Source organism: Colwellia sp. MB02u-9, assembly GCF_014077085.1.
Classification (GTDB): domain Bacteria; phylum Pseudomonadota; class Gammaproteobacteria; order Enterobacterales; family Alteromonadaceae; genus Cognaticolwellia.
Map to the genome: position 1 here is coordinate 59,649 of NZ_JACGVF010000100.1, position 24,679 is coordinate 84,327.

The following is a 24,679-nucleotide window of genomic DNA, read 5'->3' on the forward strand; positions in this document are numbered from 1 at the left end:
CTAGTCTTAATTACGCGTAAAGCGGGTTAAGTTTGTCAGCGTTAATATTAAAGCGTTTAATCGCTTCACTTACCACAGCGTGTTTAATATCACCACGGTTAGCCAATTCATAAAGTGCAGCAACAACAATGTAGTTTTGATCCACTTCAAAATGTTGACGCAAATTATCACGGCTGTCACTACGACCAAAACCGTCAGTACCTAGAACACGATACTCAGTATTGATATAAGCACGTACTTGATCAGAATAGTTTTTAACATAATCAGTTGCGGCAATCGCTGGGCCTTTATCGCTCGTAATCACCTTAGAGATATAGGCTGTTTGTTGCTTACTTTCTGGGTGTAACATATTCCAGCGCGTTACTGCTTGGCCTTCACGGGCTAATTCATTAAACGAAGTTACTGAATAAACGTCACTTGATACACCATAGTCTGCTGACAAAATTTGTGCGGCTTGACGCACTTTTTGTAAAATAGTACCTGAGCCCATTAATTGCACATTCGCTTTAGCTTTTTTAGCTTCAACGCGTTCAAGTTGGTAAATACCTTTAATGATTTCATCTTCAACCGTTTTGTTTTCTGGCATAGCCGGATGTTGATAGTTTTCATTCATTAGCGTTAAGTAGAAGAAAATATTTTCATTTTCTTCATACATACGACGTAAACCTTCACGCACAATAACGGCAATTTCATAACCGTAAGTTGGATCGTAAGTCACACAGTTAGGAATTAAACCCGCTTGTACGTGTGAATGACCATCTTGATGTTGTAAACCTTCACCATTAAGCGTGGTTCTACCGGCAGTAGCACCTAATAAGAAACCGCGCGTTTGGCTATCAGCCGCAGCCCATGCTAAATCACCCACACGTTGGAAACCAAACATTGAGTAGTAAATGTAGAATGGAATAGTAGTCGCGTTACAGGTTGAATAAGAAGTACCTGAAGCAACCCAAGACGCCATAGCACCTAGCTCGTTAATCCCTTCTTGTAACACTTGGCCTTTCTTGTCTTCACGGTAATAAGCGACTTGGTCAGCATCTTGTGGCACATATTTTTGACCTTCGCTAGCATAAATACCTACTTGGCGGAATAAACCTTCCATACCAAAAGTACGCGCTTCGTCAGGAATAATAGGCACAATACGCTTACCAATTTTCTTGTCTTTTAATAAGCTGTTAAGTACCCGAACAAAAGTCATGGTTGAAGATACTTCACGTTCACCTGAGCCTTTTAAAATCGGCTCAAATATTTTTAATGCTGGAATATCAAGTGACTCTTCGGCTTGCTGACGACGTGCAGGTAATGAACCGCCTAAGGCTTCTCGGCGTGCTTTCATGTACTGAAATTCTTCACTTTCTTCTGAGAACTTGAAAAAAGGTAAATCAGCAATATTTTCATCACTAACTGGAATATTGAAACGATCACGGTAATGCTTAAGCGAATCAAGGTCCATTTTCTTCACGTTATGGGCAATATTTAAGGCTTCACCTGAAGCACCTAAACCAAAACCTTTAACCGTTTTAGCTAAGATAACGGTTGGGCGACCCTTAGTGTTTTGGGCTTTTTTATAAGCCGCATAAACTTTCACTGGATCATGACCACCGCGGTTTAAACGGTAAATATCTTCATCTGACATATTCGCCACTAGTGCAGCAGTTTCAGGGTATTTATTGAAGAAGTTCTCCCGGGTGTATTTACCGCCTTTGGCTTTACAGTTTTGGTATTCACCGTCAACGGTTTCACTCATTAACTGTAATAATTTACCTGAAGTGTCACGGGCAATTAACGCATCCCAGTAAGAACCCCAAATAACTTTTACCACTTCCCAGCCTGCGCCGCGAAATGTGCCTTCAAGCTCTTGAATAATTTTACCGTTACCACGAACAGGGCCATCTAAGCGCTGTAAGTTACAGTTAATAATAAAGGTTAAATTATCTAAACCTTCACGTGTTGCTAAACCAATAGCTCCTAGTGATTCAGGCTCATCTGTTTCACCGTCACCTAGGAAACAATAAACCCGTTGGTCTGAACAGTCTTTAATACCACGGTCAGTTAAATATTTAAGAAAACGTGCGGTATAAATAGCTTGTAGTGGACCTAAGCCCATTGAAACCGTAGGAAACTGCCAAAAGTCTGGCATTAAATGCGGATGAGGATATGACGATAAGCCTTTGCCATCACACTCTTGGCGGAAATTATTCATTTGCTCTTCGGTTAATCGTCCTTCCATAAAAGCACGAGCATAAATACCTGGAGAGATATGACCTTGGGCAAAAATAAAGTCGCCACCATCTTTTTCAGAAGCGGCTTTAAAGAAATGGTTAAAGCCAACATCGTATAACATAGCAGAAGACGCAAAGCTGCCAATATGGCCACCTAGGTCTAAATCTTTTTTAGAGGCACGTAATACCAACACTAACGCATTCCAACGAATAGCAGCACGAATACGTGCCTCTATGGTTTGGTCAGCCGGCATATGCGGCTCTAACCCTGGAGGAATGGTGTTTACATAAGCCGTTTTGGCGTCAAACGGTAAATGTGTACCGCTACGACGGGCTCTATCGATTAACTTTTCAAGTAGAAAATGAGCGCGTTCCGGCCCTTCGTTTTCTAACACAGACTCCATTGATTCTAACCATTCTTGGGTTTCCATTGAATCAATATCTAGATTTGGGAGCTCAGACATAATTACTTAGTCTCCAGTTGTTGTTTGTTAAGTAAATTGAGTGGTTTAAAGATAGCTGTTATTAAACAGATAACGTTAATTCGTAGTAATTTTTTATCACACCTATACCGTTCAAGTAATAAATCATGCACTTGGCAAGCATTCATTTTTTAATTGCTGACAGTTTTCGGTCGTTTCATTCTGCGTATTGAGCGTTCCATACGACTATTTTCCTGCGACATTTTTAATAGCACTTCTTCAATGAAGGCTAAATGGCGATGGCTAGCTCCCCAAGCAATTTGGGGCTTGCCACTGACAATCGCACTCATTAAACGTGTACGATAATCAGATATCTGGCTAAACACGTCAGGTCGCTTAGCCAATATAGTTAAATTCTTCTCAATGTTGTCAATCAACAATGGCGCCATACTCTGGGCTAAATGCAGAATAACCGCATTGTGGCTCGCGGCGCATATAGCAATGTAAAAACCAAAAACCGCTTCAGCTTCAAGCCGGTAATTGTCATCCAATTGCGCGGTGCCAATACTGTCATGTTTCCGCTGAATTTCTTCAAAATCAGCTTGAGTACCACGCATAGCCGCATAATAGGCTGACATACCCTCAATACCATGGCGAAACTCTAATAAATCAAATTGCGATTCTTTATTGTTCGCCATTAGGGCAAATAGTGGGTCTGACAGTCCGCTTAAAATCTTATCACTAACATAAGTGCCGCCACCTTGACGACGAGTGACTAAATTTTTTGCTTCTAACTTTTGCATGGCTTCACGTAACGAAGGACGGGAAACATCAAACTGTTTAGCCAGTTCTCGCTCTGCTGGTAATTTTTCGCCCGGCTTCACACTACCTTCTAGGATCATAGTCTCAAGCTGAGCCAAAATAATATCTGACAACTTAGCTTGCTTTACCGGCTTTTTAATACTCGGAATTGACATATAAAATCCTTTGTTATTGCACTATTAGGTATCTAAAGCCACTGGCTTTACTTCCAAATACCTTGGTCAATTGGTCTTACCAATTTGATAATTTCGAATATAATGTAACAAATGCCTTTAGCGTTGTAAACACTGTGGGTGATTTATAATCAATTACGCGACTTAAGTAGTTTCGTGATACCGGTGTAGCAGCGTGAATAAACGATTTCGATTTCACTTTGTGGAAATGAAAATTATAATAGGTAGTTTTATGTTCTAAGCGGTAAGTTTTGAGCTGTCAGCTATCAGTAACAAGAGTGTAGCTATATGGGTAGACGATTAAACTTGGCTTTGGTTTTAAGCTGACAGCTGAGCACTGACAGCTTAAAACTTTTCTCTTTTCTTTAATTAAATTTAAAGCTAAGAAATAATACCGGTTAAGGTTAATACCGCTATTACCGCTAGAAATAGTAACAAGGTACGTTTGGCTAATTTTACTAATAAACAAGGCCCTGCAGTATAGTCATCCGCGTCAACCATAAAGTCTTCCGACATTTGAGCAACACTTATTAAGACTTGGCTTGGCGTTTTTTCAAATTCAAATAAGTTATCTATCCAAGCCGGCATGGCTTTTGAGAAATGGCCAACAAACATATAACCAAAAGCAACTAGCCTAACCGGTAGCCAATCAACCCAAAATAATAATTGTTGCGTTGCTTTATCACCGTCATCGCCGTCGTCAATAGCCCGCTCTTCGCTATCTTCATCCTCAACATCCGCAGCAGAGCTTTCTGCGTTAACACTTTCATTTACCGTAGTTAATAGGCGATAAAACAATGCACCTGCCGCACCGAATAAAACGAAAAACAGCATAACCGCGATAAAGTAACGATAATTTAACCAAACCATTGTTTGGCCAAAGTCCATGTCAGCAATATTTTTATCTTGTTGTAGTTGCAAGTGATGCAACTCACAACTAGTTAATTCACCTTTAAAAGCTGATTGTAAATAGCTTTTATAAGCCTCGCGCGTTTTCATGCAGCCAAAGCAGACAATCAATATTAAGGTGGAGGCAATTAAATACAGTAAAGCGTTATCCACTTGTGCCAATAGAAAATGACAACCTAGTACAGGAATAAAAATTACTGCATAACTTAACAGTGCAGAATGTCGATAATTAGCCAGCAACTTAGTCTGTTTAATTACCGCCATATATCGTTGGTACAAGGTATTAAATTGCCAAGCACTTGACGACAAGTAACGCTCAGCAGCTAGTGCAATTAACAAACTAATTAAGCTCATTTTTAATTATCCTATGTTTTTAAAAAAATTTGGCTCTTCAGCTACGCTTTAGCTGTAAGTCTTAAGCTGTCAGCTATTAGTTACTCCCAACCCAAAGTTGGTATTTTTTTACTGACGGCTGACAGCTAACAGCTTCAAACTGACCGCTTTTGTATTAATAATGTTCTAAAACTTGGCCAATCAAACGCGGGCCCAGGGTCTGTTTTACGGCCCGGCGCAATGTCACAATGACCAACAATGTTATTTTCTAAGCCGGCATAAGTGCCGATCAAGCTATGACTCACGCGGCTAAGCTGTTGATATTGTACTTCAGTATAAGGAATATCGTCAGTACCTTCTAGCTCAATACCAATTGAAAAGTCATTACACTTTTCTCGACCTTGATAACACGACAGGCCAGCGTGCCAAGCTTTATCGTTAAACGAAACATATTGCACAATATTGCCGTCACGCTGAATAAGGCAATGCGCCGATACACGTAGGCGGTATATACTTTCAAAGTAAGGATCTATGCTTGGGTCTAAATTACCCAGAAAAAAATCAGTGATGTGGTCAGCGCCAAATTGCCCCGGTGGCAATGAAATATTGTGCACAACCAATAAACTCACGGCTTCATTTTCGGCTCTAGGCTCAAAGTGGCTCGACGGTTGAATTTCAACGCCACTGAGCCAACCCTTTTTAATGCTCAGTTCAGCGCTATTTTTTCGATCATTTGACAAAGATGACATACAATAATTCACCGATTGTTTATCCTGATACTATTACATAGTAAAGTGGACAACAGAACAAGATATACCAAACAGATTAACCTAAGAGTTGGACATAAATGACTGAAAATGACACAACAGCAAATTTTGGCAAAGGTTTTGTCTGGATAGCTTGGGTGCTTGGCATCGCCTTATTAGTTTTTATTTTTCAAGACTTGTTAGACGGACAATATAATCCCAATCAAGACCCTAAGCTTTCAATGCAAGCCAATGGTAAAGCCGCCGTTACCTTAGAACAAAACCGCCAAGGGCATTATGTAACCAACGGGGCCATTAATGGCCGCCAGGTTACCTTTTTACTTGATACTGGCGCAACACAAGTGTCAATTCCGGCCCATATTGCAGAAAACCTAGCCCTGCAAGCGCAAGGGCAACAACGTGTGCAAACCGCTAATGGCATTATTACCGTCTTTACCACGCAAATAAACGAGTTACGCATAGGTAATATTTATTTGTATGATATAGCAGCAAATATTAACCCCAGCATGGCGGCTGATGAAATTCTATTGGGCATGAGCGCGCTAAAAAGAGTAGAATTTAGCCAAACCGGAAAACAACTAATTTTACGAGAGCAGCTTTAAATGTTACCAGCCTCATTATTACACGACATCAGCAAAACCGTTACCTGGGCATTATGTGAAGACCTAGGCGTTAATACCTACCAAGAACTCGCCGCTAGCCGTGATATAACCGCCGAACTTATTCCGTTAGAAAACCAAGCGGTAGCTAACATTATTAGTCGCGATGCCTGTGTTATATGCGGCGTTGCTTGGGTAAATGAAGTGTTTAAACAACTTGATAACATTTACCACACCAGCACCAAAATCACTTGGTTTGTTAACGATGGCGAAAGCGTAAAAGCCAATACCACCTTATTTGAATTAACGGGTAATGCGCGTATTTTATTAACCGGTGAACGCACCGCCTTAAACTTTTTACAAAGCCTTTCAGGTACCGCAACCGTTACTAGCAGTTTTGTTAAACACTTGTCAGGCACCACCACTAAGCTACTTGATACCCGTAAAACCTTACCTGGTTTGCGTAGTGCACAAAAATACGCGGTAACTTGCGGTGGTGGGGTCAATCATAGAATTGGCTTGTTTGATGCCTTTTTAATTAAAGAAAATCACATTGCCGCTTGTGGCGGTATTGAAAAAGCCATCAAAACCGCACGCATCAACCATAGTGATAAAACAGTAGAAGTGGAAGTTGAGAACATTGAAGAGCTAACGCAAGCATTAAATGCCGGTAGCGATATCATTATGTTGGACAACTTTAGCCCGCAGATGATTGAACAAGCAGTGCAATTAACCGCAGACATATCGGCCGGTAAAACCAAGTTAGAAGTGTCGGGTAATATGACACTGGCAACATTAACAGATTATGCAAAATCAGGCGTCGACTTTATCTCGGTAGGGGCATTAACCAAACACGTACAGGCGGTTGATCTGTCAATGCGTTTTTGTTAAAACGAAAAAAAATAAAATAAAGTAAAGTTATTAGCTTTCAGTTCAAAGCGGTCAGTTTAAAACTAAAGCCAAGTTAATCGCTAGTGAATACCGCTAAGTCCTAATGACTGATAGCTGATAGCTGATAGCTGATAGCTTAAAAATATATTTATAAGTTATTAAATAGCGTTAAAATTAGTCATATAGCCTTAAAAAGACAAATATTTTAAAAAAAATTTCACAAGTAATTTACATTTAGTCTTTTTTACCGCAATATAAATTTAGCAAATATAATCAGATATGGAATTAATAATGAAAAAACTAAATACAATCAAAAAAGCACAAGGTTTTACCCTAATTGAATTAATGATCGTGGTCGCGATTATCGGTATTTTAGCCGCGGTAGCATTACCGGCTTATCAAACATATACTAAGAAAGCTAAATTTTCTGAAGTAATTCTTGCTTCATCAATCTACAAAACGGCTACTGAAGTAGCCGTTCAAACGAAATCAAAAATTGCAGGTACTCCACCAGTTGCGACAGCACTTGTTGTAACCGATTTAGATGCTGGCGAATTTGGTATCCCAGTAGCGAATGACCCCGGCGCAATTGCTGGTCCACACGTTGCATCTGCTGGCATGACAGACGGCGTAATCACTATTTCAGGTGCAACTACAGTTGATAGTGCTACTTATACCTTAACGGCGACTATAGCTAATGGTGGTGTTTCTTGGGTACAAGGTGGTACTTGTTTAACAAAAGCAATGTGTTAATCCTCACCTTAAGCTAATCATAAAAAGCTCCGTAAGGGGCTTTTTTTATCTTAAATTTTATAACAATTGTTTTTTTCCTTAACTAAATAGTTACACTGTAACTGTTGGTCATTACTGAGTTTTAGAGATTTATGAAAGGACTGCATCAACAATCTAGCCTACTCTCTGCGCTATCTAAGCATAACGTTGTTCCTACTGAAAAAGCAGGGAAAATTAGTGCTGACTTTATTCGGCAAAACAAGCCTTTTTTGCGCTATTTAGTTGAAGACAAAGAGATTAATGCTAAAGATATTGCTAGCACCTTATCGCGTAGTTTTGGTTGTCCATTAATCGACTTAGATCATTTTGATACCTCGATAATTCCTGATGGTATACGTAACGAAAAACTGATCCGTAAACACAACGCCCTGCCGTTATATTTACGTGGCAAAGTGTTATTTGTTGCTATGTCTGATCCCACTAACCTTGATGCCCTAGAAGAAATTCAGTTTAATACTGGCTATGCGACCGAGTTAGTCATTGCCAACGAAACCGCTTTAAGCAATTGCATTGAAAAACTATTAGAAGCCGACAGTGATGCGCTAGATATTTCTGATATCGACGCGAAAGAACTAGCTGGCATGGATGTTCAAGAAGAGCGAAAAGAAGAGGAAAACATTGGCCTTGGCGATAAAGAAGACGCGCCCATTGTGGTCTATATCAATAAAATACTGCTCGACGCCATTCGCAAAGGTGCGTCAGATTTACATTTTGAACCTTATGAAAAGTCTTACCGCATTCGTTTTCGTATTGACGGTATTTTAAACGAGGTGGCTAGGCCTCCAGTATCACTAGCCGCACGAATGGCCGCACGTTTAAAGGTGATGTCAAAATTAGATATTGCTGAACGTCGTGTGCCACAAGATGGCCGTATTAAATTAGCCTTATCTAAAAAGAAGTCGATTGATTTTCGTGTCAGCACCCTACCCACCATGTGGGGCGAAAAAGTGGTTATGCGTATTCTTGACTCGTCAAGTGCCATGTTAGGCATCGACATGCTAGGCTATGCGCCCAAGCAAAAGCAAATTTACATGGATGCCTTAGCACAACCACAAGGTATGATTTTAGTTACGGGGCCAACTGGCTCAGGTAAAACAGTTTCACTTTATACCGGCTTAAATATTTTAAACACCGAAGAGCGAAATATCTCTACCGCCGAAGATCCCGTTGAAATTAACCTTGAAGGCGTTAACCAAGTACAAATTAATACCCGCGCCGGTTTAACCTTTCCCAGTGCATTACGCTCATTTTTACGCCAAGATCCCGACATTGTCATGGTTGGTGAAATTCGTGATTTAGAAACCGCAGAAATTGCCATTAAAGCCGCGCAAACCGGTCACTTAGTCTTATCAACATTACATACTAACTCAGCCGCAGAAACCTTAACCCGTTTATTAAATATGGGTGTGCCGTCATACAACGTTGCTAGTTCTGTCACCATTATTATCGCTCAGCGATTGGCTCGACGATTATGTACCCAATGCAAAGCAGAAGAGCACATACCTGAAAGTGAACTGCTCGCTCAAGGTTTTTTACCTGAGCAAGTTAGCGAGATAAAATTATTTAAACCCGTGGGTTGCGATTTTTGCACCGGCGGCTATAAAGGTCGAGTGGGTATCTATGAAGTGATAAAAATTAGTGACATTACCGCGAACTTAATTATGAACGGCGCTAACTCCTTAGATATTGCCGCCCAATGCCAACGTGAAGGCTACAATAATTTACGCCAGTCAGGGCTTGAAAAAGCCGCTTTAGGGGTAACCAGTTTAGAAGAAGTTAATCGGGTAACCAACGCCTAAGCATTTTACTGCTACGCCACTTAACATTATAATATTACTGGTTGTTTGATAACGGTCAGCCTTATTTATTACCCCCTTAGCTAATAGATGCTGTTCGCTAACCTGCGATCCCTGGCTAAAAATTGCCAAGTGTAGCCAATAGCGATAAGCTCAATGTGACTATAACAATGATAAGAATTAACCTAGCGCTATGGCTAGCAATAAGCTAACCATAGCTAGGTAATAACTAGACAATAACTAAAGCATAACTAGACCATAACTAGACCATAACTAAACAATAAAAAAATTAGGTTAAGCCCATGGCTGTTTCTTCAACAGTAAAAGTAAAAAACAAAAAAACTAAAGTTAAAGCGCTTGATGTTTATAAATGGCAAGGGCTAAACCGCAAAGGTAAAAAAATCAATGGTGAGCTTAATGCCACCAGCATCTTAGAGCTTAAAGCCCAGCTGCGTAAGCAAGGTATAACCCCAGGTAAAATCAGCAAAAAAGCTAAACCTTTATTTGGGCTGGGCGGCGATAAAAAAATCATGCCGGTTGATATTGCCGTGCTTACTCGCCAAATTGCCACCATGTTATCGGCTGGCGTACCCTTAGTGCAAACCATTGAAATGATCGGCTCTGGCCACAACAATGGTAATATGCAAAAATTACTCGCCACTATAGGTCACAAATTACAGTCGGGTATCCCACTGTCTGAGTGCTTGCGTGAGCACCCAAAATATTTTGATGATTTATATTGTGATTTAGTTAACTCAGGCGAACAATCTGGTTCACTTGAAACTATCTATGAACGCATTGCGACCTATAAAGAAAAGGCAGAAGCACTAAAAGCAAAAATCAAAAAAGCCATGACTTATCCTATTTCTGTTTTAGTTATCGCTTTTATTGTTACCTCAGTTTTATTGATTTTTGTGGTGCCGGTATTCCAAGACATTTTTGCTAGTTTTGGTGCAGAACTACCCGGCTTTACGTTACTGGTTATTGCGATATCAGAATTTATGCAGGCATATTGGTATTTTGGTCTTGCCGGGCTATTTGTTGGCAGTTACTTCTTTAAAAAAGCCCATACCAATAGTCTGACTTTTCGCGATAGCGTTGATAGAAAAATATTAAAAATTCCTGTTATTGGTAGCGTGCTAAAAAAAGCAGCTGTTGCTCGTTATGCCAGAACCTTATCAACCACCTTTGCCGCTGGTGTACCTTTACCTGATGCGTTAGAGTCTGCTGCCGGCGCCTCAGGTAATGCGGTATTTCGTGAGGCTATTTTAGAGATTCGCGCTGAAGTCACCTCAGGTATGCAAATGAACTTAGCCATGCGCAATTGTGCTATTTTTCCTGATATGGTGGTGCAAATGGTCGCCATTGGTGAAGAGTCTGGCTCAGTTGACGATATGCTGGCGAAAGTGGCTACGGTTTATGAGCAAGAAGTTGACAATGCGGTGGACAATTTAACCACACTGCTTGAACCTATGATTATGGCGGTGCTAGGTGTGGTTATCGGGGGCTTAATTATTGCCATGTATTTACCTATTTTTCAAATTGGTATGGTGGTATAAGTTACCTTAAAGCACTGGCCATAGACATTGCTATAGACATTGCCATTTACTTAACACAATGAAATTAAAGCGATGCTTGTCATCGTTTTTTTGTTCACTTGGCATTATTTAATCAAAGCCATTAACATAAATCATCTACATTTTGAGGCCTATTCTTTTGACTGACTTTATTACACTAATGACCCACTCACCCGCATTTTTCTATGGTGTTGTCATCGTTTTTTCATTACTAATAGGGAGCTTTTTAAATGTGGTTATTTATCGCTTACCTAAAATACTAGAACAAGGTTGGAAAAGAGAATGTCGTGAATTTTTAGCTGATGAACTCGCTAAACCCGTCAAGCCGGTAGAAGCGATTATTACCCTGTCAACGCCAAGTTCTAGCTGCCCCTCTTGCCAACATAAAATTCGTTTTTACGAAAATATTCCTGTCATAAGTTGGTTATGTTTACGCGGTAAATGCAGTCAATGTCAGGAGAAAATAGCGCGGCGTTATCCGTTAATTGAATTAACTACTGCGCTATTAAGTGTGGTTATTGCCGCCCACTATGGCGTTACCTTCACCACACTTATGCTATTAGTATTAACTTGGGGCTTAATTTGTTTAACCTTAATTGATCTTGATCACATGCTATTACCTGATCAAATAACGCTGCCATTAATATGGCTAGGACTATTGGTTAACATTAATGGCAGTATTGTGCCATTAAACGAAGCGGTTATTGGCGCGGTTGCCGGTTACTTGAGCTTGTTTAGTATATTTTGGTTATTTAAGTTAATGACCGGCAAGGAAGGTATGGGCCATGGCGATTTTAAACTGGTGGCGCTTTTTGGTGCTTGGTTAGGCTGGCAGTTATTACCCTTACTGATTTTAATGGCCTCAGCCGTTGGCGCTGTTATTGGCATTAGCCTAATAGTATTTAAAAATCACCAGCGAGAGCAAGTGATCCCCTTTGGCCCCTATTTAGCGGTTGCAGGTTGGATAACGCTACTCTGGGGTAATGGCATTTGGTCTTGGTATTTAAGTACATTGACTTAACAAGCGCTCGAAGACAGGAAAAAGCTGTCAGTAAAAGAAGCTTTCAGTGAAAACAATCGCCTCTAGACGGTTAGGTGACACTGATAGCTGACAGCTTCAAACTTAAAGCTTAAACAGGAATTATTTATGTCTGAATTTATTGTAGGCTTAACCGGCGGCATTGGCAGTGGCAAGACCACCGTCAGTGATATTTTCGCCGAGTTAAACATCGACATTATCGATGCAGATATTGCCGCCCGTATTGTTGTGCAGCCCGGCAGTAAAGCACTATTAGCGATTAAAGCGCATTTCGGCGCTGACTATATTGCTGATAATGGCGAACTTAACCGAGCAAAACTGCGCAGCCGAATTTTTAGTCAGCCTCAAGATAAAGCTTGGTTAAATAATTTATTACACCCGTTAATTCGAGCAGAAATAGTCAGCCAAATAGCGCAGGCCAAAAGCAGCTATTGCCTATTAGTGGCGCCCTTGCTGCTAGAAAATAATTTACATAAAATGGTCAACCGCGTTTTAGTGGTTAATGTTGACGAAGCAAGCCAAGTTGAACGCACCCTAGCGCGTGATCCAAGTTCAGCGACAGAAATCAAGCGTATTATAGCGAGCCAAATGCCGAGTGAACAACGCCTAAGCTTTGCTGATGACATCATCAATAATCAGCATAAAAGTCTTGAAGATATTCGCCAACAGGTGATAATTTTAGATAAAAAATACCAGTTATTATCTGCTAGCACTTTCCACTCTAGCCTTGATAAGTAAGCCTTTGGGCAGTGTTTTTGATAAAAAAATTCGCCATTTTACCAAGCTGTGCGTACTATAAAGACATCACTCACTCATTTTCAAAAAAAGTTTCTAATTAATGACCGCTATACTGTATGAACATCCGCTCAATGAGCGTATTCGTAATTATTTAAAACTTGAGCAATTATTTGTCCAAGCTTCAGACTGCTTACAATACAATATGGCCACTAGTCACAGTGTGTTTTTTAATGCTTTATTTGCCATTTTAGATACCGTTGATCGTAATGATATACGTGGTGACTTGATTAAAGACTTAGAAAAACTAGAACAAAATTTAGTGCTTTGGTCACAAATTCCAGATATTAATAGCGCCGCGCTCGAAGATAACTTAAAACAAACGGTTGCCCTCTCCAGCCAATTAAAAGTCCCTAGCCCTAAGTGGTTGCAATTCAAAGATGATAAATTTTTGATGGCGTTAAAGCAGCGTTTCGCGATTCAGGGCGGCAGTTCGCGCTTTGATCTACCACAATTACAGTTTTGGTTAAGCCAACCAAGCGCTGAAGTTGAAGCACAATGTCGCCATTGGCTGTCGCTACTGGCACAAATTAGTGCCGCTTTATCACTGGTGCTAAAGTTTGTTCGTCAACGGACGCAGTTCAAGGAAGTAACAACCGATAGTGGCTTTTACCAAGACAATGGCGAAGGGTTAATATTATTACGTATCAAGATTGCGGATCATCTACCTTTTTATCCCATCATTAGTGGTAACCGTTTTCGCTACTCAATACGCTTTATGACGCCCTGCAATGAAAGCGGCCGTAAATACGCCAAGCAAACAACCCACTTCCAGTTGGCTCGGTGTAAATAAACAGAGTTAATAGTTTTAAGCTGTCAGCTATCAGTATCGACATAGTTGTTAGTTTTAAGCTGCTAGCTTTTAACTGACAGCTTAAAACTGAAAGCTTATCGCTTCCCCTAGCCGCTTAAGTAAAATTCTCTTATAATGACATAACAATTTTAAGTTAGTAGTAATTCTTATGACACTAAAAGTAGCTTGTCCCACTTGTAAAAAAGAAGTCATTTGGCAAGAAGAAAGTCAATATCGTCCATTTTGTTGTAAACGTTGCCAGTTAATCGATATTGGTGATTGGGCTGACGAGAATCATAAAATTAGCCAACCCGTGCAAGGTGCTGTTGAGTTAAATGAAGAGATGCTCGATGCTTTAGAAGCCGAATTTTTACAACATAACAAATTCTTTGTTGAACCTGAGTAATAGCCATTTGATTAATTAAGTGATCCCCTTTTTATCTGCAAAAATGGATAGATACCAGGCATAAAATTTAATAAGGCGTTATTCACCTTATTAAATTTATAACGCCGTAGCTTTGCATTTTAACTATTAAAAATGCACAGCTAATTAATCAACTTAGTAAAATATAGCTTACTTAACATAAGCGCTGTTAATGTTAATAGTGCCGCTATTGTTAGAGTGGATCAACGATAAAATATTATTGATAATTTTTTATCAGCTTTTCAATAATGGCTTGATTAGCCGCCGGAAAGTTTAAAGTAGCGAACTCGGCTAAACTAAACCAACCTGATTGCTGCCCTTCTAAAGCTTTTTCTTGGCCGTTAAAGTTATCAACAACAAATACGTCTAGTAACACTTTTTTATCGCCGTAATCATGGCTGATTTGCATTAATGGTGTACACGTCAGGGTTTCAATGGCGACTTCTTCTTTTAGCTCTCTGTGAAGCGCTTGATGAACAGTTTCATTTTCTTCAACTTTGCCACCGGGAAATTCCCACTTGCCACCCTGATGACTATCAGCTAATCGTTTAGTGAGAAAAAACTTATGATCTTGCTTGATCACCCCAACCGCCACATGCACAATTTTTGTCATTATTTATCCTAAATACCTATCTAATACTTATCTAATACTTATCTAATACTTATCTAATACTAGGTTAATTTATTATCTGCGCATTTTTAAACGCTGAAGTAAAAACTAGCTCATTTAATTAATCAAACGTGTATAAAAGATTATACCCGCTGCAGATACTTGCTAGCACATCATGTTGATCGCCAGCTTAATAGTTGACGGACTGAAGTCCGACCTACAAAAAAACGGCCCTACACCACATACCACCCGTAGATCCTATCAGCTGCACTTTAGTCCATTAAACTACAGGCTATTTCAACTGCATTGAAACACAAAACAACCATGCCTCAAAAATGAGCATGTCTGCACATTGTCACTCTTTCACCTGGCGTGCAAGCATACACTAATGCCGTGCAGCCATGGATCGGTAGTAACGGCCATGTGATTGTGACACACCCTCATCCTGAAAATAAAAATGCCAGTCAAGTGACTGGCATTTATCAACAATTTACTTGTTGAGTGCTTAGGTTAATTTACCGTGGCACTGCTTATATTTCTTACCTGAGTTACATGGGCAAGGTTCATTTCGACCCACACGTGGCAAGGTTGCTTGTTCTGGCGCTGAAGCTGATTCATGCTTAAACTCTTTGGGCAATTCATCGGCTTTTCTATGTTGCTCTTCAACAGCTTCAACATCAGATTCTGCTCTGATTTGTACCTTACTTAAGATACCAATAACGTCGTATTTTAAGTTATCAAGCAACTCAGCAAACAATTCAAACGACTCACGTTTAAATTCTTGTTTCGGGTTCTTTTGCGCGTAACCACGTAAATGAATACCTTGACGTAAATGATCCATCGCCGCTAGGTGCTCTTTCCAATGCGAGTCTAAGCTTTGCAACATAACAGCTTTTTCAAATTGACGTAAAACCTCAGCACCCACCATTTCTTCTTTGGCTGCATAACTGGCATCAACTGTATCTAAGATTTTTTCACGTAAAGTGTCTTCATGCAAATTACTGTCTTCTTCTAGCCATTTTGCAATAGGTAGTTCAAGCGTAAGTTCGCCTTTAAAGCGCTCTTCTAAGCCAGTAATATCCCACATTTCTTCTAACGATTGTGGCGGAATATGTTGGCCAATTAGGCCATTAACCACGTCAGCACGGATAGCGGTAATCACATCAGCAATATCGGCTTCATCCATTAATTCATTACGTTGTTCGTAAATAACTTTACGTTGATCATTTGAAACATCATCAAATTCAAGTAATTGCTTACGAATGTCAAAGTTACGACCTTCAACTTTACGCTGCGCGTTTTCAATACTCTTAGTTACCCAAGGGTGTTCAATAGCTTCGCCGTGCTCCATGCCAAGTTTACGCATCATGTTGCCGATACGCTCTGAAGCAAAAATTCGCATCAAACTATCTTCCATTGACAGGTAAAAACGTGTTGAACCCGCATCACCTTGGCGACCCGAACGACCACGCAATTGGTTATCAATACGACGAGATTCATGACGTTCTGTCGCAACAATGTGTAAACCACCGGCGGCTAATACTTTGTCATGCTCTACTTGCCAAGCCGCTTTAACTTCAGCAATTTTCTCTTCACTGGGATTATTTAGCTTTTCAAGTGTAGTGGTTAAGTTACCACCCAGTACTATATCGGTACCACGACCCGCCATGTTAGTGGCAATAGTCACGGCGGAAATTTTCCCGGCATCAGCAACAATTTCAGCTTCTTGTTGATGAAATTTAGCGTTAAGTACTTTGTGCTTAATTTTTTCTTTCTTTAAGAATGACGACAAAAATTCTGAAGTTTCAATACTGATGGTACCCACCAATACCGGTTGCCCACGCTTAACACAATCTTTAATATCTTCTAAAATGGCTTCAAACTTTTCTTCACCTGTTAAGTAAATTAAATCAGGTAAATCTTTACGTACCATTGGCTGGTTTGTTGGGATAACTACGGTTTCTAAAGCATAAATATGATTAAACTCAAACGCTTCAGTGTCGGCTGTACCTGTCATTCCTGACAGTTTATTGTAAATACGGAAAAAGTTTTGGAAGGTAATTGACGCCAGTGTTTGATTTTCGTTTTGAATATCTACACCTTCTTTTGCTTCAACAGCTTGATGTAAACCTTCTGACCAACGACGACCTTCCATTGTACGTCCGGTATGCTCGTCAACAATAACAATTTCGCCGTCTTTTACGATGTAATCAACGTCTCTTTGAAATAGCTTATGTGCACGTAACGCTGCCATAACATGATGTAATAAGGTAATGTTTGCTGCTGAGAAAAGTGAGTCTCCTTGCTGCATCAAGCCTTTTTCGAGCATGATTTCTTCGATACGAACTTGACCAAGCTCAGTTAAATAAATTTGCTTGGCTTTTTCATCGATAGTGAAGTCACCGGTACTTTCTTCACCTTCTTTATCTTCTTCTTCCTGTTGTACTAGTGTCGGTACAACGAGGTTGATATTACGGTAAAGCGCTGAGCTATCTTCTGCTTGGCCAGAAATAATGAGCGGTGTACGTGCTTCATCAATTAATATCGAGTCAACTTCATCGATAACCGCAAAATTTAACGGTTTTTGTGCCCGCTCTTCTGGTGAAAAAGCCATGTTATCACGCAGATAATCAAAGCCGAATTCGTTGTTAGTACCGTAGGTAACATCCGAATTATAAGCGGCTTGCTTATCTTCTGGTGCCATACCCGCGACATTACAACCCACCGTCATGCCTAAAAATTCAAATAATGCCCGATTCCAGTCGCCATCTCGCTTAGCAAGATAGTCATTGACCGTAATTACATGCACACCTTTACCGGTTAGTGCATTTAAATAAGACGGTAAGGTGGCGGTAAGTGTTTTACCCTCACCGGTACGCATTTCCGCTATTTTACCAGAATTGAGCACCATGCCGCCGATCATTTGCACGTCAAAATGACGCATACCAAATACCCGTTTACTCGCTTCGCGTACTACCGCAAAAGCTTCAGGAAGCAGAGCGTCAAGCTCTTCGCCTTGTGCAATACGTTCTTTAAACTCAGGTGTTTTTGCTTTTAGTTCTTCATCACTGAGTGCCTCAAAAACCGGCTCTAGGGCATTAATCTTACTTACTTCTTTTTGCATTTGTTTAAGCAATCGATCATTTCGACTACCAAACAGTTTTGTCATTATATTTACAAACATCGTGTTAAACCATATTGAGAAGAATATCTTCAACTGAAAATAAAATGATCGGTTGAGCCGATCACATAAACTTGCTTAGTATTGTAATGCCAGTTCTATTTTAAACAACTGAAATTAGAGCAAAAGTTATTATTTTGCATTATTTTGCTTTGCGATAAACATATTTTCTTGGATCTATTTGTCGGTTATTACGTAAAATTTCGTAGTGTACGTGCGGCCCTGTCGAGCGCCCTGTACTGCCCATTTTCGCAATAACTTGACCTTTGTTAACTACATCACCAACGGATACTGCTATGGTTTTATTATGACCGTAGCGAGTTTTTAAACCATCACCATGATTAATCTCAATTAAATTACCATAACCGTAACGAGAACTCGCCCAACTTACCACACCTGATGCCGTGGCAATAATGTCATCATTTTCACTGCCCGCAAAATCAACACCTTTATGCATGGCAGGTTTACCATTAAAAGGGTCTTTACGTAATCCGAAATACGATGACAACCAACCCTTAGTAATTGGTCGACCAGATAAATACCGAGTATTCTCTATATGGTGTCCAAAACTAACAGATTCAAGCATTTTTAATTGTTTTTCTTCATGTTCGAGTGTTTCTGCCAATGTATCTATACCTTGGCTCAATTCGGCTAAACTTTTTTGCTTAACACTATCGGCCTGATACATTGGGCCACCGCTAGGCGGCGCTTGTTGAAAATTAAACTCATTGTCTGGAATGCTAGCTTCTTCTGCTAAGCGATCGCCTAAAGCATTTAACCTCAATACTTGGCTTTGTAATTCGGCCAATTTCATGGTTACTGCGGTTACTTGGCTGTTGACTTTAAGGTTATCAATAGTGGGTAAACTTGACAGGAGATAAGCCGGATTTTGTGGTACGTCATCTGCTGAAGCAATTAAATGCACAATGAGGCCAGAAACCAAGGCAAAGACAACGAGAGCAGATAACCAATGCAGCTTATTTAGCTTCATTGAAAATCTAACGTTCTTTCCACGGTATAGTAATGTTAAACTCATATTTCATTTATCGTTTGTTCAGAGCTGACTTATGGCACGAAAATCTAGAATCCCCACAGACATGTCAGCGCTGTTTAATTCAACGTCAGGCACTTTGGCACAAATAGCCGCAAAAACCAACTCTTTAACCGTATTGTCGGACATTGTACGCCAAATTTGCCCCGACCTACCAGCCGATGTCTTCAAAATAGCCAATTTCAAAGCCAATGCTATTATTATTGAGGTAAAATCAGCTGTTTGGAGCCAACGTTTACAATTTGAAAGAATGAATATTTGCCGTGAACTAGCCCAAGTGACCAACAATGAGTTTAATCAAATAGAGATAAAGATCACGCCTTTTCGACATAAAGTTCCCGAAAAAACGGTTATCCCCAACGCTATTAATTCAACAATTTCAGCTGCTACTGCCGCAGATTTATTAAAAATAGCGGCAACTGCGCCCGAGAGTTTACGTAAGAAACTCGAAAAACTGGCTGCACACGCTAATAAATAGTTTGATATACGCAACTTACTTATCACTCTTAAGCTTATCCATCACTTTTAGGAATGTACTTTAGCCATAGCTTATTGCAGCAGTAACACTGATATAAGCAATAAAGGTTATATTTCTTTGTGCAATATTCATTAATATTGGCTGTTCAGCTGCCACCGTTAAGACATCAAGCCGAGGGATTAACGTCCAGCCTAGATTGAGACTACGAACGATTTCTCGGTGTTTTGGTGCTTGCAGGTGATATTACAGCCTTGAGCTAGATTTTGTAGGTCGGACTTTAGTCCGTCAACCGTTCAGCGAACACATAACCTAATGTTCAAAAATCCAACAAAGCAGTAAAGTAAAAGCAGTTTTCTTTTAGTTGCCATTGTCAGCTAAAAAATCAAAGCTATTTATAGCTCAGCATTTATGTCGTCAGACTGGTAAAATTTAGCCATATCTATGCCTCCTTCACAGATATGTCAACGCAACATAAACATACCCTTCATCGACCTGGATGGCTGCACTAACGCTGTGGAGCTAGGTTCTTACACGGATGTAAGTCAGTAGAGTGATGCAGAAGTAATTACCGAGATGGCTATGAACATCTGAACATAAAAAAACCAGTACATTGACTGGTTTAATTTATGGGACTTTGCGATTAAACGGCAGTATTAAAAAGCAGCCGCATTAATCTCTTGAAATTCAATAGGTGATTCAATCGTATCTTCGTACGTAACCCATTCAAAACAATCAACTTGTTTAAATACTTCGCGTAACAACATGTTATTGAGAGCATGGCCAGATTTAAAGGCATTAAGTTCACCTAAAATACTCACACCACCCATATACAAGTCGCCAATGGCATCAAGAATTTTATGTTTTACAAATTCGTCGTCATAGCGCAGGTCATCTTTATTAAGCATACGGTATTCGTCTAGCACGATGGCATTTTCTAAGCTGCCACCCAAGGCTAAATTATGAGAGCGTAAAAACTCAATGTCTTTCATAAAGCCAAAAGTACGCGCACGACTAATTTCTTTGATAAATGAACAGCTTGAAAGGTCCATACTCATCGATTGACAAGTATTAACAATCACAGGGTGTTCAAATTCAATTGCAAAATTGACTCGAAAGCCTTCATAAGGCTTTAGTTCGGCCCATTTATCGCCTTCTTCAACACGTATTGCTTTTGTAATACGTAAAAAACGTTTAGCAACATTTAACGTTTCAATGCCAACCGACTGAATTAAGTAAACAAAGGGTAAAGCACTGCCATCCATAATTGGAATTTCAGATGAGTCAACCTCAACAATAAGGTTGTCAATACCTAAGCCTGCAACAGCAGAAAGCAAGTGTTCGACGGTGGAAATCTGAACACCTTGCTCATTCACTAAACACGTACATAAGGTAGTTTCGCCCACAGCTTCCGGTGTCGCGGGGATATCGACAACGGGATCTAAATCAACTCGGCGAAAAATAATACCGGTGTTAGCGGGTGCAGGACGGAGAGTAATCTGCACCTTTTCACCTTTATGTAGCCCTACACCAATAGCAGAGACACTTTCTTTTAACGTACGTTGTTTAATCATAAATAGCCTTCTTAAGCCTATATTTTTGTATCAATTAGCCGCCACTGAATATGCGGAGACGTAATATATCAAAAAAGCCTAACAAAATCAAAATTCCAAATTTTTAGCAGTATTCAATTAGCTTCACTAACACGTATTAATCTGCTTGTTTGCGTAAAAATGCTGGAATATCTAAATAATCATCAAGCTCTGTTGCTGTTACTCTTTGCGCTTGAGCATTTGCTTCTGGCATAGTGACCGGGTTTGACGATAACTCTGGCTGCGCGCTTGGTGTATAATCACCACCAACCACTTGTGGCTCTGCTATCGGTGTTGGGTTAACTAGCGTAATATCAGGCTTGCGATCCGCACCAATACCCGTGGCAACAACCGTGACTCGTAGTTCATCTGTCATTTCTGGGTCAATAACTGCACCAACAACAACTGTGGCGTTTTCAGAAGAAAAGGCTTTAACGGCATTACCAACAGTTTCAAACTCATCAATACTAATATCCATACCGGCTGTAATATTAACCAATATGCCACGAGCTCCTGCCAAATCAACGTCTTCAAGTAATGGACTTGAAATTGCAGCTTCTGCTGCCTCTTCTGCACGATCCGGACCTGATGCTGTACCTGAGCCCATCATCGCTGTGCCCATTTCAGACATCACGGTTCTAACATCGGCAAAATCAACGTTTATGAGTCCCGGACGAGTAATAAGTTCAGCAATACCTTGAACTGCGCCTAATAAAACATCATTGGCTGCTTTAAAAGCATCTAACAAGCTGGTTCCAGGCCCTAATACTTTTAATAGTTTCTCATTAGGAATAGTGATCAGTGAATCAACACTTTTTGATAAAAACTCAATGCCTTGATCGGCATAATTCATCCGTTTTTTGCCTTCAAATGGAAATGGCTTAGTCACTACCGCAACGGTCAAAATACCCATTTCTTTCGCTATTTCAGCAACCACAGGCGCGGCGCCTGTGCCTGTACCTCCGCCCATACCTGCGGCGATAAACACCATATCTGCACCTTTAAGTGCTTCTTTGATGGTTTCTCTGTCTTCTTCTGCACTAAGACGACCAATTTCAGGGTTAGCGCCAGCGCCTAGACCTTTGGTAACATTATGGCCTAGTTGCAAAGTCACATCAGCGCCCGAATTGCGTAGTGCTTGTGAATCGGTATTTGCGGTGATAAATTCAACACCTTCTATGGTTTGTAACACCATATGTTCTACCGCATTGCCACCACCACCACCAACACCGATGACTTTGATGATTGCTTCTTCGTTATGATCTTCCATTAATTCAAACATTTTATTATCTCCAATTTTTGTTACGTTTTGTTCCACCAAAACTCTTTTTACTTTCTAAGACCTAGGCCATTAAATGATTGGCATGGGTCTAACTAGCCGCCAAAGCAGCTAATTAAAATTCACCTTTAAACCAAGCGAGTACTTTAGAGCCGATGCTCCTGACTGATTCACTTTTCTTTTGCTCTTTATTTTTTTGCTGATGCGCCTGCATACCATAATGCAGCAAGCCAACTACCGTTGAATATGTGGGGTCGTTGACATACTCTTTCAATCCACAAACATCAAAAGGCTTGGCAACGCGTGCTGGCATTTGAAACACTTCTTCTGCAAATTCAACCACACCTTCCATTTTGGCTGTACCGCCGGTTAACACGTAACCTGCAGCAATTTGATCTTCTAAACCAGATTCACGTAATTCCTCTTGGATCAGTTCAAATAATTCCTGATACCTAGGCTCAACAACTTCTGCTAATGTATGACGTGACATAGACCGCGCAGGACGTCCACCGACACTAGGGACTTCAATGTTTTCTTCCATACTCACCATTTGGCGTAATGCGCAAGCATACTGAACTTTAATGTCTTCCGCGTGGCTTAATGGCGTGCGGAAAATTTTTGCAATGTCGCTAGTCACTTGGTTGCCCGCTACGGGAATTACCGCGGTATGGCGTAAAGCTCCGCCGGTAAAAACCGCGATATCCATGGTGCCGGCGCCCATGTCAACAATACAAATACCCAGCTCTTTTTCATCATCTGTTAATATTGCATAACTAGAAGCTAGCGCCGAAAAAATCAGTTGATCCGCTTTTAAATCGCAACGTTCAACACATTTAACAATATTTTTTGCCATGTCATTGGCACAAGTCACGATATGAACTTTCGCTTCCATTCGTACGCCTGACATACCAATCGGGCTTTTAATGCCGTCTTGACAGTCAATGCTATATTCTTGTGGCAAAACATGTAGCATGCGACGTTCTGCAGAAATAGGTACTGAACGGGCGGTATGAATAACGTTATCAACGTCATCTTGCATAACTTCTTTGTCGTTAATAGGCACCATACCGTTCTCATTTTGACAACTAATATGCTTACCAGAAATACCCAAATATACCGAGGTAATATGGCAGTCAGCCATCAATTCTGCTTCATTGATAGCCCGTTGAATTGACTGAATAACTAGGTTTAAATCATTAACGCCACCTTTATCCATACCACGTGCCGGTTGATTACCAACACCAACAATACTCAGCTGGTTGTCAAGCGTGATTTCACCAACGGCTACTGAAATTTTTGACGTTCCAATATCTAATCCAACCACTAAATTTCTTTCAGTTATTTTTGGCATTAAGGCTAAACTCTTTCTTTATTATTCGCGGCTTTCCAACCAACGGCTAGACCAGTATCGTATCTCAGATCAACATAATCGACTTGTTGATCCTGCTTTTTATTCAATTTTATTTCCGGATAAATATCCATAAAACGCTGTATGCGTTCTACACGATTATCACGTCCTAAATTAATGGTGACACCATCATTTAAGATTAACTGCCAAGCAAAACGCTCAGTTAGTACTAATTCATCAATGGCTAATTGGCTAAAATCTAATAGCTTGTTCAAGTTTATAAAGTTCTCTAAGGCTATTTGTTCACTGCCTTCTGGACCAAAAAATGCCGGTAACTGTTTCACCAGACGCTGCACATCAGCCTGAAACGCTTTGCCATTAGCGTTAAGTAGAAAATCACCATTCCAGTGGGCAATAGGTTTTTGGTCAACAACATAAATCTTCAATTCATCCGGCCATTTTTTCCGTACTGAAACGGAATAAACCCATGGCAACTTAGCCACTTTTTGCTGAACATCATTAACATCTAAGTTGAAAAAATTGCCTAAATTAACTTGTTCTATCGCACGTTCAATATCTAAACGCGTGGTATATGGCATTTCACCGGCAATCGCAATTGAGGTAACCGGCGCTGACTCTTCTGAACTTAAATTTTTGTTCAGAAAAATACCGAAGGATAATATAGCGACAATAACAGCAACGAAAAACGCAACACCTAGCCAAAATGACCAGTGTAAGTTTGCTACTTCTTCCTTTAAAGGCAGTTGTTTGTCTATTGCCGCAACCATA

At 40.2% G+C, this 24,679-nt stretch carries 21 protein-coding genes; 10 read left to right on the forward strand and 11 right to left on the reverse strand.

The window, feature by feature from the left end; translation table 11 throughout:
• Nucleotides 1-10: 10 nt before the first annotated feature.
• The 4 genes from aceE to ampD all read right to left on the reverse strand — a co-directional run bounded on the left by aceE (nt 11) and on the right by ampD (nt 5,630).
• Nucleotides 11-2,686, reverse strand: coding sequence for a pyruvate dehydrogenase (acetyl-transferring), homodimeric type (aceE, locus tag H4J65_RS16420; protein WP_182136459.1), 2,676 nt, complete (start codon nt 2,684-2,686; stop codon nt 11-13).
• Between the two features lie 149 nt (nt 2,687-2,835).
• The gene (gene pdhR, locus H4J65_RS16425) at nt 2,836-3,606 is read right to left on the reverse strand and encodes a pyruvate dehydrogenase complex transcriptional repressor PdhR (RefSeq protein WP_182136565.1); all 771 of its coding nucleotides are present in this window, start codon (nt 3,604-3,606) and stop codon (nt 2,836-2,838) included.
• A 414-nt stretch (nt 3,607-4,020) separates the two neighbouring features.
• A complete protein-coding gene (gene ampE / locus H4J65_RS16430; protein WP_182198849.1) occupies nt 4,021-4,902 on the reverse strand; it encodes a beta-lactamase regulator AmpE in 882 nt (293 codons plus the stop codon).
• 134 nt (nt 4,903-5,036) lie between these two features.
• Nucleotides 5,037-5,630: a 1,6-anhydro-N-acetylmuramyl-L-alanine amidase AmpD gene (gene ampD, locus H4J65_RS16435; protein WP_220465182.1), complete on the reverse strand. Its 594-nt coding sequence runs from the start codon at nt 5,628-5,630 to the stop codon at nt 5,037-5,039.
• A gap of 98 nt (nt 5,631-5,728) precedes the next feature.
• Here ampD and H4J65_RS16440 point away from each other — a divergent pair, with 98 nt between their 5' ends.
• From H4J65_RS16440 to yacG, 9 genes are all read left to right on the forward strand, one after another.
• Nucleotides 5,729-6,250: a TIGR02281 family clan AA aspartic protease gene (locus H4J65_RS16440; protein ID WP_182136461.1), complete on the forward strand. Its 522-nt coding sequence runs from the start codon at nt 5,729-5,731 to the stop codon at nt 6,248-6,250.
• Nucleotides 6,251-7,138, forward strand: coding sequence for a carboxylating nicotinate-nucleotide diphosphorylase (gene nadC / locus H4J65_RS16445; protein WP_182198850.1), 888 nt, complete (start codon nt 6,251-6,253; stop codon nt 7,136-7,138).
• Between the two features lie 291 nt (nt 7,139-7,429).
• Nucleotides 7,430-7,891, forward strand: a complete 462-nt coding sequence (locus H4J65_RS16450; protein WP_220465183.1) for a prepilin-type N-terminal cleavage/methylation domain-containing protein — start codon at nt 7,430-7,432, stop codon at nt 7,889-7,891.
• 131 nt (nt 7,892-8,022) lie between these two features.
• Complete coding sequence (pilB, locus tag H4J65_RS16455; protein ID WP_182198851.1) at nt 8,023-9,729, forward strand: type IV-A pilus assembly ATPase PilB; 1,707 nt, start codon at nt 8,023-8,025, stop codon at nt 9,727-9,729.
• A 299-nt stretch (nt 9,730-10,028) separates the two neighbouring features.
• The gene (locus H4J65_RS16460) at nt 10,029-11,285 is read left to right on the forward strand and encodes a type II secretion system F family protein (protein ID WP_182198852.1); all 1,257 of its coding nucleotides are present in this window, start codon (nt 10,029-10,031) and stop codon (nt 11,283-11,285) included.
• A 157-nt stretch (nt 11,286-11,442) separates the two neighbouring features.
• A complete protein-coding gene (locus H4J65_RS16465; protein WP_310649948.1) occupies nt 11,443-12,324 on the forward strand; it encodes an A24 family peptidase in 882 nt (293 codons plus the stop codon).
• Between the two features lie 126 nt (nt 12,325-12,450).
• On the forward strand, nt 12,451-13,080 hold the full coding sequence (gene coaE / locus H4J65_RS16470) for a dephospho-CoA kinase (protein WP_182198853.1): 630 nt from the start codon (nt 12,451-12,453) through the stop codon (nt 13,078-13,080).
• Between the two features lie 100 nt (nt 13,081-13,180).
• Nucleotides 13,181-13,930: a cell division protein ZapD gene (zapD, locus tag H4J65_RS16475; RefSeq protein ID WP_182183990.1), complete on the forward strand. Its 750-nt coding sequence runs from the start codon at nt 13,181-13,183 to the stop codon at nt 13,928-13,930.
• Nucleotides 13,931-14,099: 169 nt separating this feature from the next.
• Nucleotides 14,100-14,336 carry a DNA gyrase inhibitor YacG gene (yacG, locus tag H4J65_RS16480; protein WP_182136586.1) on the forward strand — a complete coding sequence of 79 codons (237 nt, stop codon included), beginning with the start codon at nt 14,100-14,102 and terminating at the stop codon, nt 14,334-14,336.
• 235 nt (nt 14,337-14,571) lie between these two features.
• Here the strand turns inward: yacG and mutT are convergent, their stop codons facing one another.
• From mutT to H4J65_RS16495, 3 genes are all read right to left on the reverse strand, one after another.
• On the reverse strand, nt 14,572-14,967 hold the full coding sequence (mutT, locus tag H4J65_RS16485) for an 8-oxo-dGTP diphosphatase MutT (RefSeq protein WP_182198854.1): 396 nt from the start codon (nt 14,965-14,967) through the stop codon (nt 14,572-14,574).
• 502 nt (nt 14,968-15,469) lie between these two features.
• A complete protein-coding gene (secA, locus tag H4J65_RS16490; protein WP_182183982.1) occupies nt 15,470-18,148 on the reverse strand; it encodes a preprotein translocase subunit SecA in 2,679 nt (892 codons plus the stop codon).
• Between the two features lie 139 nt (nt 18,149-18,287).
• Complete coding sequence (locus tag H4J65_RS16495; RefSeq protein ID WP_259364544.1) at nt 18,288-19,136, reverse strand: M23 family metallopeptidase; 849 nt, start codon at nt 19,134-19,136, stop codon at nt 18,288-18,290.
• A gap of 76 nt (nt 19,137-19,212) precedes the next feature.
• Here H4J65_RS16495 and H4J65_RS16500 point away from each other — a divergent pair, with 76 nt between their 5' ends.
• Entirely contained in the window at nt 19,213-19,674 is a 462-nt protein-coding gene (locus H4J65_RS16500) for a DUF721 domain-containing protein (protein WP_182183977.1), read from the forward strand.
• A gap of 653 nt (nt 19,675-20,327) precedes the next feature.
• Here the strand turns inward: H4J65_RS16500 and lpxC are convergent.
• The 4 genes from lpxC to H4J65_RS16520 all read right to left on the reverse strand — a co-directional run bounded on the left by lpxC (nt 20,328) and on the right by H4J65_RS16520 (nt 24,678).
• Complete coding sequence (gene lpxC, locus H4J65_RS16505) at nt 20,328-21,245, reverse strand: UDP-3-O-acyl-N-acetylglucosamine deacetylase (protein ID WP_182136592.1); 918 nt, start codon at nt 21,243-21,245, stop codon at nt 20,328-20,330.
• A 136-nt stretch (nt 21,246-21,381) separates the two neighbouring features.
• Nucleotides 21,382-22,545 carry a cell division protein FtsZ gene (gene ftsZ, locus H4J65_RS16510; protein WP_182136713.1) on the reverse strand — a complete coding sequence of 388 codons (1,164 nt, stop codon included), beginning with the start codon at nt 22,543-22,545 and terminating at the stop codon, nt 21,382-21,384.
• 112 nt (nt 22,546-22,657) lie between these two features.
• Nucleotides 22,658-23,893, reverse strand: coding sequence for a cell division protein FtsA (ftsA, locus tag H4J65_RS16515; RefSeq protein ID WP_182136593.1), 1,236 nt, complete (start codon nt 23,891-23,893; stop codon nt 22,658-22,660).
• A 5-nt stretch (nt 23,894-23,898) separates the two neighbouring features.
• Nucleotides 23,899-24,678 carry a cell division protein FtsQ/DivIB gene (locus H4J65_RS16520; RefSeq protein ID WP_182198855.1) on the reverse strand — a complete coding sequence of 260 codons (780 nt, stop codon included), beginning with the start codon at nt 24,676-24,678 and terminating at the stop codon, nt 23,899-23,901.
• Nucleotide 24,679 lies beyond the last annotated feature (1 nt).

Bases quoted from the DNA above. Each gene is read 5' to 3' on its own strand.
- aceE (WP_182136459.1), bottom strand. From the start codon at position 2,686: ATGTCTGAGCTCCCAAATCTAGATATTGATTCAATGGAAACCCAAGAA.
- ampE (WP_182198849.1), bottom strand. From the start codon at position 4,902: ATGAGCTTAATTAGTTTGTTAATTGCACTAGCTGCTGAGCGTTACTTG.
- ampD (WP_220465182.1), bottom strand. From the start codon at position 5,630: ATGTCATCTTTGTCAAATGATCGAAAAAATAGCGCTGAACTGAGCATT.
- H4J65_RS16440 (WP_182136461.1), top strand. From the start codon at position 5,729: ATGACTGAAAATGACACAACAGCAAATTTTGGCAAAGGTTTTGTCTGG.
- nadC (WP_182198850.1), top strand. From the start codon at position 6,251: ATGTTACCAGCCTCATTATTACACGACATCAGCAAAACCGTTACCTGG.
- H4J65_RS16450 (WP_220465183.1), top strand. From the start codon at position 7,430: ATGAAAAAACTAAATACAATCAAAAAAGCACAAGGTTTTACCCTAATT.
- pilB (WP_182198851.1), top strand. From the start codon at position 8,023: ATGAAAGGACTGCATCAACAATCTAGCCTACTCTCTGCGCTATCTAAG.
- H4J65_RS16460 (WP_182198852.1), top strand. From the start codon at position 10,029: ATGGCTGTTTCTTCAACAGTAAAAGTAAAAAACAAAAAAACTAAAGTT.
- coaE (WP_182198853.1), top strand. From the start codon at position 12,451: ATGTCTGAATTTATTGTAGGCTTAACCGGCGGCATTGGCAGTGGCAAG.
- zapD (WP_182183990.1), top strand. From the start codon at position 13,181: ATGACCGCTATACTGTATGAACATCCGCTCAATGAGCGTATTCGTAAT.
- yacG (WP_182136586.1), top strand. From the start codon at position 14,100: ATGACACTAAAAGTAGCTTGTCCCACTTGTAAAAAAGAAGTCATTTGG.
- mutT (WP_182198854.1), bottom strand. From the start codon at position 14,967: ATGACAAAAATTGTGCATGTGGCGGTTGGGGTGATCAAGCAAGATCAT.
- secA (WP_182183982.1), bottom strand. From the start codon at position 18,148: ATGTTTGTAAATATAATGACAAAACTGTTTGGTAGTCGAAATGATCGA.
- H4J65_RS16495 (WP_259364544.1), bottom strand. From the start codon at position 19,136: ATGAAGCTAAATAAGCTGCATTGGTTATCTGCTCTCGTTGTCTTTGCC.
- H4J65_RS16500 (WP_182183977.1), top strand. From the start codon at position 19,213: ATGGCACGAAAATCTAGAATCCCCACAGACATGTCAGCGCTGTTTAAT.
- lpxC (WP_182136592.1), bottom strand. From the start codon at position 21,245: ATGATTAAACAACGTACGTTAAAAGAAAGTGTCTCTGCTATTGGTGTA.
- ftsZ (WP_182136713.1), bottom strand. From the start codon at position 22,545: ATGTTTGAATTAATGGAAGATCATAACGAAGAAGCAATCATCAAAGTC.
- ftsA (WP_182136593.1), bottom strand. From the start codon at position 23,893: ATGCCAAAAATAACTGAAAGAAATTTAGTGGTTGGATTAGATATTGGA.
- H4J65_RS16520 (WP_182198855.1), bottom strand. From the start codon at position 24,678: ATGGTTGCGGCAATAGACAAACAACTGCCTTTAAAGGAAGAAGTAGCA.